Origin of the sequence: Cypionkella sp., assembly GCF_028290025.1 — a bacterium.
In the GTDB taxonomy this organism is placed as follows: domain Bacteria; phylum Pseudomonadota; class Alphaproteobacteria; order Rhodobacterales; family Rhodobacteraceae; genus Cypionkella.
This window is the reverse complement of record NZ_JAQGKQ010000002.1, coordinates 1-14,086: the sequence shown is the minus strand read 5'-3', so window position 1 is coordinate 14,086 and position 14,086 is coordinate 1. Positions and strand designations below refer to the sequence as shown.

Genomic DNA, 14,086 nt, shown 5'->3' with positions numbered 1-14,086 from the left:
GATCCCGATGTGGATGTCAGCTTTATCAAGGCGTTACGCTCCGCGCTCGGCCCCGATGCGGGCATCTTGGTCGATATCGGCAACGGCGTCCGTTGGGACGTAGACACCGCCATCAGTGTCGCCAACCGGATGCACGATCTGGGCATCGGCTGGTATGAGGAGCCGCTGTATGTGACCGACGACGCCGGATATCGCAAGCTCCGCGCCAATACATCCGTGCGGATCGCCTCGGGAGAGCGTGAGTTCACCGAAGCAGGTTACCGCCGCCAGATGGAATTTGTGCAAGCGGTGGACGTCTACGGCGTCGATCCCGCGCGGGTCGAAGGCATCACCGGCTTCCGCCGCGTCGATGCTCTGGCCACACAATACGGCAAAACCGTTAACGCCCACGCGTGGTCAACCGGCATAACGACGGCGGCTTCTCTGCATCTTTCTTTGGCATCACCCAACACCGAAGTGTTTGAATTCAAACCCTTTCCTGTAATCGTGCAAGATGAACTTCTCGCCGAGAAAATCTGGCACAAAGACGGTTGGGCCTATCCGCTACACGGCCCCGGCTTGGGTATTGAGGTGCAAGAAGACGTCGTGCGCCGGATTGCGATGCGATGATACTCACGCCCCCCACCGAAGACGACATCCGCATAGGCGGCTTTTCCACCCCGTGGGATGCGCCGATGATCCCGCCGTTTCCGTTCCGCTTTCGCAACGCCGAAATTCTGACTGTGTACTGGCGCACTGATCCGGCGGCGATGGCGTTCCTGTTGCCGCCACCTTTGCACCCCGAAGGCGACATAGCCTGCTGCCATATCTACAAGATGAATGACACCGATTGGCTTGGCCCCTACGCCGAGGCAAACGTGATGTTCGGCGCATCTTTCGGCACCTGCCAAGGTGCCTACTCGCCCTATCTGGTGCTGTCGTCCGACGTCGGCGTGACGCATGGCCGCGAGATCCACGGTCAGCCGAAAAAGCTTGGAAAACCGACACTTGAGGCGCGCGGCGATCTGTTTGTAGCCACCGTGGAGCGTAACGGCATCGACGTGCTTACCGCCACCCTGCCCTACAAACAACACGCCTGCGACCCGGCCCGCCTGAAGCCGTATTTCGATTTCGCCACCAACCTTAACCTGAAGGCGATTGACCATATCGACGGCACGCCTGCCATCCGTCAACTCACCTCGCGCCGCCTGTCTGACGTGGTGGTACATGAATGTTGGGAAGGCCCCTGCACCGTCGAGTTGCGCGCCAATGCACAGGTGCCGATCTTCCGCCTGCCGGTGCTGGAGCCTTTGCAAGGCTTTTACTGGCGCGCCGATTTCACCCTCGTCCCCGGCGAGATCATTCACGACTACCTAAAGGTTGCGCCATGAAAGTTGTCGTCACAGATTTCACCTTTCCCGCTTTAGACCAAGAAACCGCCGCAGCGCAGGCCGCCGGGGCAAATTTTGCCTCTTATCAATGCAAATCGGCTGAGGAAGTCGCCAGCGCCGTTGCCGGAGCAGACGTTGCAGTGGTGCAATTCGCGAGCTTCGGCCCCGCAGCAGCAGCAGCCATCAAGCCCGGTGCAACCGTGATCCGCTACGGCGTCGGCTACAATAACATTGACCTCGCCGCCTGCGCCGAGCACGGGTTGAAGGTCGGCTACGTCCCCGATTATTGCGCCGATGAGGTTGCCGACCACACCGCCGCCGCCGCATTAACCTTGTTGCGTAAATTGGTGCCGATGGATCAGTCGGTGCGCGCGGGCGAGTGGGCGGCGGTGAAAATCGCCAAGCCAATGAAACCCTTCAACAAAACCAACTTCGGTTTCTTCGGCCTCGGCAACATTGGTCGCGCTGTTCATACCCGCCTCAAAGGCTTCGGATTCCAATTTCTTGCCGCCGACCCCGGCCTGACCGATGCGCAAGCGACGGAGATGGACGTGCGCAAAGTCAGCCCCGAAACCCTGCTGCGTGAGGCCGATATCATCAGCTTGCACGCCCCCGCCACGGCTGAGACAACCGAATATTTCAACGCAGCTCGGCTGAAAACCATGCAACCACACGCGATGCTGGTTAATTCCGCGCGCGGTCAGCTGATTAACGAATCCGATTTGGCCGAGGCGCTGACCGCTGGAACCATCGCCGCCGCCGCCCTCGATGTGTTCCATGTCGAGCCGTTGCAGCCCGACAATCCCCTTCGCAAAGCCCCCAATTTGCTGCTGACCCCACACGCCGCTTGGTATTCCGAGGCCGCGATCCATCAGCTGCAATTTCTGGTGGCCCAAGACATTACCCGCGCGCTTGCTGGTCAAGACCCGCGCAAACCTGTTCCACGCTAACCATGCTTCTAGTCTAAACCTCGGGCAACCAAGGGAAAATAACCCGGCACGGGGTTCGTGCCAACCAATCTGGGAGGATTAATATGAAACACGTTCTACTCGGCGCAGCCGCCGCGATGATGCTGTCGACCGCCAATTTCGCCTATGCCGACACCATCAAACTAGAGCCCGGCAAAGAAACCAACATGGTTTTGCTGCCGAAATTCCTTGGCATTTTAGTGTTCGACCAAGCCAATGAAGGCGCGCAAGAGGCCCATAAAGAACTCGCCAACCCCGGCAAACTGGAATTCACCGGCCCAACCCCAGAAAATTCCACCGCTGGTCAAATCGAGATTATGACCACCGCTGGCACCCAAAAACAGGGCGCGGTGATGCTGTCGAACAACGCGGGCGACCAAATCGTGCCAGCCGCCGAAGCGGCCCAAGCGGCCGGTACCAAAGTCGTGACTTGGGATAGCCCGATCCCCAATGGCAAAGGCGAAAGCGTGTTTGTGGCGCAGGTCGATTTCGGCTCAATCGGCACCGTGATGGCCGATATGGCGATGGATATCCTTGGCGGCAAAGGCAAAATGGCCGTGCTGTCCGCGACACCGGATGCCTCCAACCAAAACGCTTGGATCGACTCGATGAAGAAGGCGCTTGCCGCCGATCCGAAATACGCAGGCATTGAGCTGGTCGATGTGGTTTACGGCGATGACCAAGCCGAGGTTTCGTACAACCGTGCGCTGGCTTTGGTGGACAAGTATCCTGACCTCGGCCTGATCATGTCGCCAACCACCGTTGGCATCCAGGCTTCCGCAAAAGCTATGCAGGACGAGGGTTTGTGCGACAAAGTTAAAGTGTCCGGCCTTGGCCTGCCATCCGAAATGCTCAGCTACACGATGAACGGTTGCGCGCCGCAATTCGCGCTGTGGGACTTCCGCGATCTCGGCTACCTCACCTATTTCACCGCTTACGGTCTGGCGACTGGCCAACTTAAAGGCGAAATCGGCGAGACTTTCGCCGCTGGCCGCATGGGCGATTTCACCATTGAGGCTGATCCGGGCCGCGAAGGTGCCAAGCGCATTTTGATGGGGCCGTTCACCGTTTACAACAAAGACAACGTCGAAGCCGCCGCGAAATAAGGCTTTTCCGCGCGGCCGGGGCACCCCGGCCGCGCAATTTCCGACGGATTGGTGACATGACCCTAAACCCTGCCCCCACCTTGGCTTTGCGTGGCGTCTCGAAAAATTTCGGGATGACGGCAGCCTTGACCGACATGACGCTGGAGCTTTTTCCCGGCGAAGTTCATGCAATCGTCGGCGAAAATGGTGCGGGCAAATCCACCGTGATCAAGATTATGACGGGGATTCACCAACCTTCCTCCGGCGTGCTCGAAGTTGACGGCGCGCCTGCGGTTCTAAACGGCTCAAAATCTGCACGCCTGCGCGGTATCGCTGCGATTTACCAAGAACCAATGGTTTTCCCCGATTTGGATGTCAGCGAAAACATATTTATCTCGGCGACATCCGGCCTATTTCTCAACCGTCCCGCCATGCGTCGCGCCGCCCGTGAATTAATCGCCCGCATCGGCATGACGCTGAATGTCGATCGCATTGCCTCGGGCCTTTCGCTCGCCGAACAGCAAGCCGTCGAGATCGCTCGCGCGCTTTCACAAGACGTCCGCGTGCTTATAATGGACGAACCCACCGCCAGTCTTTCTGCCCATGAAGCATCCGAACTCCGCCGCATCGCCCGCGCTTTGGCCGATGATGGCGTCTCGGTGGTCTATATTTCGCACCGTTTGGAGGAGGTTTTCCAGCTCGCCGACCGGGTTTCGGTGATCCGCGACGGCAAGCATATCTCAACCAAACTGATCGCTGACACCGACCCACAAACCCTGATTGCCGAAATGGTGGGTCGCGAGGTTGGCAACTATTTTACCAAGATGCCCTCAACAGCCACTTCTGAAATATTGCTTTCGTTACAAGGACTTAGCGTTGATGGCGTGTTTGAGAACATCTCTTTCGACATCAAACGCGGCGAGATTCTCGCGATGGCCGGCCTGATCGGTGCCCGCCGCACCGACGTGGCTTTGGCGCTGTTTGGTATGCTGAAAACCAGCGCCGGAACCGTCACTTACAAAGGCCACACGCTGAAAATCACCTCCTCGCGTCAGGCCATCGACGCGGGCATTGCCTATGTCTCGGAAGATCGCCGCAAGATGGGGCTGGCGATGGCGCTGCCGATCCGCTGGAATATCAGCCTTGCGACCTTGCAGAAATACCTGACGCCGATGGGCCTGATCAACACCAGAGCCGAGATTGCAACTGCTTGGGAATACAAACAAAAGCTAAACATCCGCACCCCCAACACCGATATTGCGGTGGGCAATTTGTCAGGCGGCAACCAGCAAAAGGTGATGCTGGCGAAGTGGCTGAACATGCACCCTGACCTCTTGATCGTTGACGAGCCCACCCGCGGCATTGACGTCGGTGCCAAGGCCGAAGTCCACGCCCTGATCCGCGCTTTCACCGCTGCGGGCGGCACGGCTTTGGTGATCTCCTCCGATCTGCCCGAGGTTCTGGCCCTCGGCGACCGTATCCTCGTGATGCGTGAGGGCCGTCAGATGGCGATCATTAACCACGCCGATGCCAGCCAAGAATCCATAATGGCGCTTGCCACCGGACAAAAGGACGCCGCCTGATGTCCCTGCTCTCCCGCCTCTCCCCCGCCGCTTTGCGCATCCTCGCGCTGCTGGCGGTGCTTGCTATCGTGGTTATTTTCTTTGCCAGCCAGATCGAAGGCTACCTAAATGGCCGCCTGTTCAATCGGATTTCGTCCTCTGTCGCCATCATGGCGCTAATCGCGACCGGGCAAACTCTGGTGATCCTGACCCGCAATATCGACCTTTCGGTAGGCTCCATGGTAGGCTTCACCGCCTTCGCCACAGGCTCGATCATCACCAACCACCCCGAGCTTAACCCATTGCTATTGCTGCTTTACTCCGCGCTAGTTGGCACAGCATTCGGCACCGTCAACGGGCTTTTGGTCGCCTACGCCCGGGTGCCCTCGATCATCGTCACCCTCGCCACCATGGCGCTCTACCGCTCATTTCTCGTCGAATATTCCGACGCAAAATCCATCACCACCAACAGCCTGCCCGCATGGCTCACCGATTTCCCCAACATGCCGGTGTTCTCCATCGGCGCGATGGAATTTCGTGCAGGCTTCACCGCCAGCCTGGTTGTGGTGATCATCGTCCACCTCTGCCTGACACAGCTACGCCCCGCCCGCACGTTGTTCGCGGTCGGCTCCAACCCCGAAGCCGCCGACATGGCGGGCATCGACGCCAAACGTGTCGTGCTCGCCGCCTTCGCGTTATCAGGGTTAATGGCGGGCCTCGCGGGCTTCATGTTTCTCGCCCGTTTTGGCACCATCACCGTGGTCGCGGGCCTAGGATTTGAACTCAAATCCGTCGCTTCCGCAGTGGTCGGCGGCGTTAATATCTTCGGCGGATCAGGCTCGGTGATCGGCGCATTCCTCGGCGCGATCCTCGTTGATTTGTTAGAGACCAGCCTCGTGCGCTGGGCCGTGGTCAGCGAATTCTGGCGCGAAGCCGTCCTCGGCGCGCTGATCCTGCTCGCCGTCGCCACCGACACCATCCTTTCACGCCGCCTCACCAAACTCCGCGCCAAAAAATCCAAGGAGGCTGCGAAATGAGCCGTCTGTTCAGTTGGGAAGGTTTCCTGTTTTCCTGCCTCGTGGTAATCTTCACGTTCAACGCGATAGCCGCGCCAGACTTCCTTGGAATATCCAACCAAATCAACCTATTCCAGCTTTCCATCGAAAAGATCATCCTCGCTTTGGTGATGACTTTCGTGATCATCAACGCCGAAATTGACCTCTCTGTCGGCTCGATGATGGGGCTTTCGGGCTGCACATTCGGCTATCTTTACCAAATGGGCGTGCCCGCCCCGCTGGTCATCGTGATCTGCCTCATCATCGGCATCGCGGGCGGCCTTTTCAACGGCTGGTTCGTCGCTCGCCTCGGATTGCCGAGCCTCGTCGTCACTCTTGCAACCCTAATCGGCTTTCGCGGTTTGGCCCGGGTGATGCTCGAAGATCGCGGCATCGGAAGCTTCCCGGATTGGTTCGCAGCCTTAGGCCAACGCGGCTTGATCGGCCCCGTCCCCTTCGCGCTGATCGCTTTTATCCTCCTGTTTTTGCTGCTTTATGTGCTGCTGGAACGCTCCGGCTTTGGTCGCAAAACCTATGTCATCGGCTCAAACCGAGACGTCGCCGATTTCGCAGGCATCGACACGGCACGGCATAAAATGGTGATATTTACCATGTCCGGCCTCGCCGCCGCCTTCGCCGGATTGCTCTACGCCGCCCGCGTCGGTGCCGTGCGCGGCGACGTCGCCAGCGGCTTTGAACTCGACGTCATCACCATCGTTCTGCTTGGCGGCGTCAGCATATTCGGCGGCAGAGGCACGCTTGTTGGCACCCTGCTTTCGATCCTGATCGTGCTAAACCTGCGCAACGGCATGGCACTGCTCAGCATTACCGGGCATATCCAAACTGGAGTGATCGGCCTGCTGCTGATCGCATCTGTAGTGATCCCGCGCATCAAACTCCCCACCCCTAGGTCACTCAAGCCCGAGGCTGCACCATGACCGACCCTGTCCGCATCGAATTTGACACGCCGATTCAACGTGAGTCCGTCGCCGAGATGGTCGTCCGACGCATCCTCGACATGGTTAAATCCGGCGTGCTGAAGGCCGGAGACGCCCTGCCACCCGAGCGCGATCTGGCCGTTTCGCTGGACGTCTCCCGCCCCTCGGTGCGCGAGGCGATGCGCGGTTTGGCGGTGCTCGGCGTGGTGAAATCGCGTCAGGGCGGCGGCGCTTACATCAGCGATCTTGGCCCCGACGCGCTGCTCGGTCCAATCCAGTTTTACCTTTCGCTCGAGCAAATGAACATCCGCGAGCTGTACGATGCACGCAGTCTGATCGAGTCCGACGTCGCCCGCCGCGCCGCCGTCAACATCACTGACGCCGATTTGGCGCGGCTCGAAGCCGTGCTGAACGCCCAGCATGACACCATCGGCGACGCGATTGCCTTCCGCAAATCCGACTTCGACTTTCACGAAATCATCTGGATCGGCTCCGGCAACGCATTCCTGAAACGCATCGGTGAGACGCTGAATGTGATCGGTTTGGAGTTCCGCAAACGCGCCTCGGAACGCCCAGATATACTCGACCAATCGCTGCAAGATCACCGCCGCCTGCTCGATGCGCTAAAGGCCCGCGACCCTGCGGCGGCAGCGGCGGCAGCCGAAACGCATATGCAAAACGTTTATCAATCCACCATTCAATCTGCTGCACAGGAAGCTTAACATGGCTAAAATCGGAGTTGTCGGCATCGGCTGGTGGGCCTGCTTCAATCACATTCCCGCCCTGCAAGCCTCAGAAGACGTTGATACAATCGCGATCTGTGATCTTGACGTTTCCCGCTTGGCGCAGGTCGGCGATCAGTTTGGCATAGCTGCCCGCTACACCGATGTGACCGAAATGATTAACGCCGAACGCCTCGACGGCGTGATCGTTTCGACCCCGCATGTCGCACATACCCGCCCCGCGATTGCCGCCCTGCAAGCTGGCGCGCATGTACTGGTCGAAAAACCGATGGCCACAACAGCCGCCGATGGTCGCGCCATTGCCGCCGCAGGAATTGCCGCGAACCGAGAGGTTTTGATCTCCACCGGCCTCAATTATACCCGCTATACCGCGCAGGCCGCCGCTTGGGTCAAACAAGGAAAAATCGGTGAAATCCGTCACGCCGCCTGTCAAATGGGCAGCGCTTTGGATGATTTGATGGCGGGCGAACCGATGCTGGAAACCGCAAATCACCTCTTTCGCCCGCCTGCCTCGACGTGGTCCGATCCGGCCAAAGCGGGAGGCTATGCTTGGGGCCAGATGAGCCACTCGCTCGCCTGGCTTTGCTACGTCGCCGATGTGAAGTTCCAGTCGATTTACTGCATTGATGGTAAATCCAAGACCGGTGTTGATTACTACGATGCCGCCGTTGGCCGCTGCACAAACGGCGCGACAGTGGCGCTTTCGGGTGCCTCTACGGTGCCAAAACACCGCGGAATGCACACCGATGTGCGGATTTATGGCACCGAAGGCGTGATCTGGTTCGACTGCGAAGCAGGCCGCGCGCGCCTAGAATTATCGCGCCTTGATGGCAGCAATGAAACCTACGAGATGGCCCCGAATGAGGCCGATTATGACGGCACCTTGCCTGTCACACATTTCGCGGCACTGTGCGCTGGCAAGCCGGTCGGCAACCCCGCCAATGGGGAAAACGGCGCCCGTGTCACCGAAGCCATCGCCGCAATGTATGCCTCCGCCGCTTCTGGTGCGGCTGTCCAGATAGAAGGTTAACATGAAACTTTCCCTTACCGCATGGTCGTTTCCCGCCTGCAACTTGAACGAATGTGTGAGCATTTCCAAAGCCTTGGGCATCAATGCTCTGGACGTCGGCTTGCATTATCGCTCGGGCCTGAACCGCGCCGAAATCCTGTCCGACCCGCTCGCCGTAGCCGAGAAAATCCGCGCCTTGAACATCACTGTGCCCAACTACTACCATCAGTTTGGCGAAGGCATCACCGGCCAAAACCTCTCCCTCCCCGGCACAATCACGCAGAATGCGCAGGATATCGAGGCTGTCCTTACCTTTGCCGATGCCGCCAATATCGCCTCGGTATTTATCCTGCCGGGCATCATCAACCCCGGCCAATCGCGTGATCAGGCGGCGGAAATTTCGGCACAATCCATCAAAGCCCTGCTGGAAGTCGCCTCGCATCACAAAGCGAAACTTTGCATCGAACCGCATGTGCAAAGCTGGGCCGAAAGCCCCGCGATCGTGCAACGACTTATTGACCAAACCGGCATCGGATTAGCTTTAGATTACAGTCACTTCGCCTGCCTCGGCTATCGTCAGGACGAGATAGACCCGCTGGCAAAACACGCCGTTCATGTCCACCTCCGCCAAGCCAAAATGGGCCATCTGCAAGCCAAATTTGCCCAAGGCACGCTGAACTTCCCCGCTATGTTCGCCACTCTGCGTGACGCGGGTTACCACGGTCATCTGGCACTCGAAGCCGTGCATCAGGACTACATGAACACCCTCACCGAAGACGTTCTTACCGAAACGATCCTGATGCGCGATTGTTTCCAAAACTGGAAAGGCAACTGAATGGCTGGATACGCTTGGGTGCTGGAAGTCCGCCCCGGATATGAGGTCGAATACCTCAAACGCCACGATGAAATCTGGCCGGAAATGCTGCAAGCTTTGCGCGAAGCGGGCATCCGAAACTACAACATCTTCCGCCACGGGCTAACGCTGTTCGGCTTCTTTGAAACCGACGATTTGGAGGCAACCAAAGCCAGTCTCCGCAGCTCAGAGACCGATAAACGCTGGGGCGAATGGATGGCACCGATTACGAAGATCGAAATCGACCCAACCACGCAATACCCGTATTTGCTGCCAAAACAGTTCTTTATGGCCTAGACTTAACGCGCCAAAAATACTGCGACGAACCAAAACCCGCTGCTATGCCTTGATCCGCGCACCGCTCGGATCATAAAGCGGCCCCAAATGCAGCTTGGCCGCAACCCGCTCGGACGCCACTTCCAATTCATAGTTTCCGCTCATCATAAACGCGTCATTAACCGCCTCGCGGCGCACATATCCATAACCGATGGGCTTGCCAATCGTATGGCCAAATCCACCAGAAGACAGCCACCCCACCCGCTCGCCATCGCGGTAGATTGTTTCCCGCCCGAGCAAAATCACCCCCGGATCTTCAACCGTAAATCCGGCCAAACGCTTCCTCACGCCGCCCGAAAGCTGCTCTACAAGCGCCCCGCGCCCGATGAAATCCACACCCGACTTCATCTTGCAGGCCCAGATCAATCCCGCCTCGACCGGCGTATGATCCGGCCCAATATCGGCACCCCACGACCGATAACCTTTCTCCAACCGCAAAGTTTCGATCGCCCGGTAGCCTGCGTTAACCAAGCCCAGCCCCGACCCCGCAGCGATCAGCGCTTCATAAACCGTCACAGCCACGTCGGTCGGCATGTGCAATTCCCACCCCAGTTCGCCAACGTAAGTTACCCGCAGCGCCAAAACCGGACAGTTCGCGACCGAAATGCGGCGTGCAATTCCAAACCCAAAGCCCGCATTGCTCAGATCATCCGAGCAGACCCGCGCCAAAATCTCGCGCGCCTCCGGCCCCATCAGCGACAGCACCGCAGATCCAGAGGTCACATCCAGCAACTGACAATTATCCGTCAGATTTCTCGAAATCCAGTCGAAATCATGCGTTGCAAAGCCAGTGCCCGTGACAATGTAAAACTCGTCCAAAGCCGTCCGCGCCACCGTTACATCTGCCTCGATACCACCGCGCGCGTTCAGCAACTGCGTGTAGGTCAGCGAACCCACGGCCCGATCAACGTTCCCCGCTGCTATATAGTTCAGAGCCTTAGCTGCTTCTGGCCCCTTCAAAATGAATTTCGCAAACGAGGACTGGTCGATTAACACGCAGGCTTCGCGACACGCTTGATGCTCGCGTTTCACTTGCGCCCACCAGCCCGGCCGCTGGTACGAATAGCGATCTACCGGCACCTCTCCAACTGCCAGATCCGCGAACCAATTTGGCCGCTCCCATCCCAGTTTCTCACCGAAACACGCCCCTGCCGTTTTCAGATGTCCATACAAAGCCGAACGCCGCGTTGGCCGCGCCGACTGCATTTCTTCAGATGGCCATGCGATCGTGTAGTGTTTGCCATAAGCCTCCAACGTCCGCGTTCGCACCCAATCGGTCGATTGATGCACCTGTCCAAAGCGCCTAATATCCACCGGCCAAAGATCAAATGGTGCCTCGCCCTTGGTCGCCCATTCCGCCAAAGCCATGCCAGCACCGCCGCCCGAAGCGATGCCGAAAGCGTTAAACCCTGCGCCCACATAGAAATTTTTCAGCTCCGGCGCTTCGCCAAGAATGAAATTGCCATCCGGCGTAAAACTCTCCGGCCCGTTTAAAAGCTGCTTAACGCCCGCAGTTGCCAAGGCAGGCACGCGCGCGATCGCGTCCTCCATGAACTGGCCGTAGTGATCGTAATCTGATGTCAGCAGGTCGAAATGAAACCCATCCGGGATGCCGTTTACCGCCCACGGTTTTGGGTTCGGCTCATAACCGCCCCAGACCAAACCGCCGACTTCTTCCTTCCAATATGTCCGCCGATCCGGGTCGCGTAGCGCTGGCAGCCCCGATGTAACACCTTCAATTCGTTCGGTAATCATGTACTGATGTTCAACCGAAACCAGCGGCACATTGACCCCAACCGACCCCGCCAAAACCCGCGTCCACTGCCCCGCGCAGCAAATAACCTTCTCACATTCAATCACCCCAGATGGCGTTTCGACCCCGCGTATACGGCCATCTTCGACGATCACGCGCGTTACAGGCGTGTCTTCAAATATCTTTACCCCCGCCATCCGCGCGCCTTTCGCCAGAGATTGCGTGATATCGGACGGGTTCGCCTGTCCGTCGGTGGGCAGGTAAGCAGCACCGACGAGGTCATCAATCGTCATTAACGGCCACAAATCCTGCGCCTCTCGCGGGGTCAGCAGGTGCATTTCAAGACCGAAGGATTTTGCTGTCGTCGCCTGCCGCTTCACTTCCGTCCAACGCTCGGCATTGCAGGCCAAACGCAAGCCGCCGTTCATTTTCCAACCGGTCTGCAACCCGGTTTCCGCTTCGAGACGCTTGTACAACTCAACGGAATAACCCAGCAATTGCGTGATGTTAGCCGAGGTCCTTAACTGTCCCACCAGACCCGCCGCGTGAAAGGTGGTGCCGGAGGTCAGTTTCTTGCGCTCCAGCAGAACCGTGTCGGTCCAGCCCAATTTCCCCATGTGATACGCCGTCGAGCAGCCAATAATGCCACCACCAATGATGACAGCACGCGCGGTAGAGGGAAGGTTAGCCATGTTATCCTCAGCAGTTCTCAAAGGCGGCAAACGCCGCCTGATAGGTGAAAAGATTGCGCGCAGTATAGTTTGCAAAGTCGAAATCAATCTCAGAATAAATCTCAGACACCATGCTCCACAGCATCTCGCGCAACGCCGCGGCTGCCTTCATCGCTTTGTATTTACGCCATATTTCGCTATTCGGCGCGCGCTGAAAATACCCCGCTAACATCCGCGTCTCTTGGTTCTCGGTCAGCGCGTTATTCGCAGCCAACCCGCCCAGATCGAACAATGGCGAATTGAAACCAGCGTAATCCCAGTCGATCAGCCACATTCGATTGCCGTCATGCAGAAAATTCGCTGGAAGCAGATCATTATGCCCAAAGACCAGATCAATTTGGCCGACGGCGGCTTCAAGCTGCGACGCTTGACGCAGCAATTCTGGCAGTTGCGCGACATAGCCCGAATTTGCATCGCGCAACGTCGCTGCATAGTCTCGCAGCACGTGAAAAACCCAAAACGCCAATGCCGGCCCGCGCAAATACCGCGGAATTTCCCGGTGCGCAGCGACCACTAGGGCCAACGCCATATCCAGAACCTCATCATCGGCGAAATCGGCCGCCGTCATGGTGCGGCCTTCGATGAATCCGATCACCAACTTTCCGGGCTCGTGGTAAATCACCGGGGGCGAGACGCCCGCTGCATGCGCTGCTCGGCTGGCGGAAAGCTCGTTAAAGCGCAAAATCTGGTGCAAAGGGATGTCATCGCCGATCCGCACCACAACCTTTTGTGTGTCATCTTCCGCAACGAAGTTCTCGTTGGTGATGCCGCCACCCAAAGGCTGAACCCGCACGGCACCCCGCCAAATCGGAAGATTTTGCACCCTTTGCAGCGGAGTCATCGCATCCCCTATCGTTTGCCGTAAAACAACCCTACCACATGCTCGGCTTGCGCAAAGAATAACCAGCGCGCGGCCAGTGCGCCGATCAAATGGCAAACTGCGGCCAGCACAAAAGCCCAGATTTGCCCCGAGATTGCCAGAAAGATCGCAGGTATCACCGCCGTTAGTGCCAATGCAATCGCCCGCAATTTCTGCGCGTGCTTGCGCCCAACGACGAAAATCATCTCGCGCAGCAGGTAATTCCCCGCCGTATGCGCCTGCTCAAATACCGTCACCTCGCCGATCCGATCAAGCCCGGTCGCGGTGCCCAAAGTTTGCGCCGCCCGCGCGAACTGGCCGTCGCCGACAGCCCAAATCGCCAACAGCAGCAAAACCAGCGCGGCGAGCAGCACCGGCGCGTAGATTTGACCCGCCAAAATCGCGCCCCCCGCCAGCGCAAAGGTTAAGAACATCGCTGGCGTTAACCAATGATGCCAGCGCGGCACGGCTTTAATCTGCGCGTAGATCATCGACGTGGTAAACACCGTTGCCAGCGCCAAAGCTCCGCCAAGCCAGCCAATTTGACGCGGCCAGCCTAAACCTAGCCAATCGGAAATCGCCACTGGAGCCAGTAAAACCAATGCTGCGACGGATACCCAAGCTTCGCGGCTTAACCAACTTGTGCGCCATTGCGAGAACGCGCGCCAAGCACGTTTCGGATTGCCCAAATGGAAGGTTGACGCCAAAAGCCCAATCACTGCAAGGCAATAGCCCAAGCCCCACCAACAGAATGCAAGCCATCCGAAGGGATGCACCAACCCCAAGCCAAGATAAAACAATAGCCCAAATCCGGCACCCGATAG

Annotated in this window: 14 protein-coding genes; 11 read left to right on the top strand and 3 right to left on the bottom strand. The window is 58.2% G+C overall.

The window, feature by feature from the left end:
* The 11 genes from JWS10_RS00185 to JWS10_RS00135 all read left to right on the top strand — a co-directional run.
* Positions 1-609, top strand: a 609-nt coding sequence (locus JWS10_RS00185) for an enolase C-terminal domain-like protein (RefSeq protein WP_299503650.1), incomplete at its 5' end; no start/stop codon positions are given.
* Entirely contained in the window at positions 606-1,370 is a 765-nt protein-coding gene (locus tag JWS10_RS00180) for an acetoacetate decarboxylase (RefSeq protein WP_299503649.1), read from the top strand. The genes JWS10_RS00185 and JWS10_RS00180, both read left to right, overlap by 4 nt.
* Positions 1,367-2,320, top strand: coding sequence for a C-terminal binding protein (locus JWS10_RS00175; protein WP_299503648.1), 954 nt, complete (start codon positions 1,367-1,369; stop codon positions 2,318-2,320). Before JWS10_RS00180 ends, JWS10_RS00175 begins: the two co-directional genes overlap by 4 nt.
* A gap of 83 nt (positions 2,321-2,403) precedes the next feature.
* A complete protein-coding gene (locus JWS10_RS00170; RefSeq protein ID WP_299503646.1) occupies positions 2,404-3,444 on the top strand; it encodes a rhamnose ABC transporter substrate-binding protein in 1,041 nt (346 codons plus the stop codon).
* 56 nt (positions 3,445-3,500) lie between these two features.
* Entirely contained in the window at positions 3,501-5,006 is a 1,506-nt protein-coding gene (locus JWS10_RS00165; RefSeq protein ID WP_299503644.1) for a sugar ABC transporter ATP-binding protein, read from the top strand.
* Positions 5,006-6,022, top strand: a complete 1,017-nt coding sequence (locus JWS10_RS00160) for an ABC transporter permease (RefSeq protein WP_299479429.1) — start codon at positions 5,006-5,008, stop codon at positions 6,020-6,022. The genes JWS10_RS00165 and JWS10_RS00160 overlap by 1 nt, the downstream gene beginning before the upstream one ends.
* Positions 6,019-6,978: an ABC transporter permease gene (locus JWS10_RS00155; RefSeq protein WP_299503642.1), complete on the top strand. Its 960-nt coding sequence runs from the start codon at positions 6,019-6,021 to the stop codon at positions 6,976-6,978. Before JWS10_RS00160 ends, JWS10_RS00155 begins: the two co-directional genes overlap by 4 nt.
* A complete protein-coding gene (locus JWS10_RS00150) occupies positions 6,975-7,700 on the top strand; it encodes a FadR/GntR family transcriptional regulator (RefSeq protein ID WP_299503640.1) in 726 nt (241 codons plus the stop codon). Before JWS10_RS00155 ends, JWS10_RS00150 begins: the two co-directional genes overlap by 4 nt.
* Position 7,701: 1 nt before the next feature.
* The gene (locus JWS10_RS00145) at positions 7,702-8,751 is read left to right on the top strand and encodes a Gfo/Idh/MocA family oxidoreductase (protein ID WP_299503638.1); all 1,050 of its coding nucleotides are present in this window, start codon (positions 7,702-7,704) and stop codon (positions 8,749-8,751) included.
* A gap of 1 nt (position 8,752) precedes the next feature.
* Positions 8,753-9,565 (top strand): sugar phosphate isomerase/epimerase, encoded by an 813-nt coding sequence (locus JWS10_RS00140; RefSeq protein ID WP_299503636.1) that lies wholly within the window; start codon positions 8,753-8,755, stop codon positions 9,563-9,565.
* Positions 9,566-9,880, top strand: coding sequence for an L-rhamnose mutarotase (locus tag JWS10_RS00135; RefSeq protein ID WP_299503634.1), 315 nt, complete (start codon positions 9,566-9,568; stop codon positions 9,878-9,880).
* A gap of 42 nt (positions 9,881-9,922) precedes the next feature.
* Here JWS10_RS00135 and JWS10_RS00130 read toward each other — a convergent pair whose 3' ends face one another.
* The 3 genes from JWS10_RS00130 to JWS10_RS00120 all read right to left on the bottom strand — a co-directional run.
* Complete coding sequence (locus tag JWS10_RS00130; protein ID WP_299503632.1) at positions 9,923-12,364, bottom strand: FAD-dependent oxidoreductase; 2,442 nt, start codon at positions 12,362-12,364, stop codon at positions 9,923-9,925.
* Between the two features lie 7 nt (positions 12,365-12,371).
* On the bottom strand, positions 12,372-13,244 hold the full coding sequence (locus JWS10_RS00125; protein ID WP_299503630.1) for a choline/ethanolamine kinase family protein: 873 nt from the start codon (positions 13,242-13,244) through the stop codon (positions 12,372-12,374).
* An 8-nt stretch (positions 13,245-13,252) separates the two neighbouring features.
* The coding region (locus JWS10_RS00120; RefSeq protein WP_299503628.1) for a DmsC/YnfH family molybdoenzyme membrane anchor subunit at positions 13,253-14,086 on the bottom strand (834 nt) is incomplete at its 5' end.

Excerpts from the sequence above, each read along its gene's own strand:
- JWS10_RS00180 (WP_299503649.1), top strand. The coding sequence starts at position 606 with ATGATACTCACGCCCCCCACCGAAGACGACATCCGCATAGGCGGCTTT.
- JWS10_RS00175 (WP_299503648.1), top strand. The coding sequence starts at position 1,367 with ATGAAAGTTGTCGTCACAGATTTCACCTTTCCCGCTTTAGACCAAGAA.
- JWS10_RS00170 (WP_299503646.1), top strand. The coding sequence starts at position 2,404 with ATGAAACACGTTCTACTCGGCGCAGCCGCCGCGATGATGCTGTCGACC.
- JWS10_RS00165 (WP_299503644.1), top strand. The coding sequence starts at position 3,501 with ATGACCCTAAACCCTGCCCCCACCTTGGCTTTGCGTGGCGTCTCGAAA.
- JWS10_RS00160 (WP_299479429.1), top strand. The coding sequence starts at position 5,006 with ATGTCCCTGCTCTCCCGCCTCTCCCCCGCCGCTTTGCGCATCCTCGCG.
- JWS10_RS00155 (WP_299503642.1), top strand. The coding sequence starts at position 6,019 with ATGAGCCGTCTGTTCAGTTGGGAAGGTTTCCTGTTTTCCTGCCTCGTG.
- JWS10_RS00150 (WP_299503640.1), top strand. The coding sequence starts at position 6,975 with ATGACCGACCCTGTCCGCATCGAATTTGACACGCCGATTCAACGTGAG.
- JWS10_RS00145 (WP_299503638.1), top strand. The coding sequence starts at position 7,702 with ATGGCTAAAATCGGAGTTGTCGGCATCGGCTGGTGGGCCTGCTTCAAT.
- JWS10_RS00140 (WP_299503636.1), top strand. The coding sequence starts at position 8,753 with ATGAAACTTTCCCTTACCGCATGGTCGTTTCCCGCCTGCAACTTGAAC.
- JWS10_RS00135 (WP_299503634.1), top strand. The coding sequence starts at position 9,566 with ATGGCTGGATACGCTTGGGTGCTGGAAGTCCGCCCCGGATATGAGGTC.
- JWS10_RS00130 (WP_299503632.1), bottom strand. The coding sequence starts at position 12,364 with ATGGCTAACCTTCCCTCTACCGCGCGTGCTGTCATCATTGGTGGTGGC.
- JWS10_RS00125 (WP_299503630.1), bottom strand. The coding sequence starts at position 13,244 with ATGACTCCGCTGCAAAGGGTGCAAAATCTTCCGATTTGGCGGGGTGCC.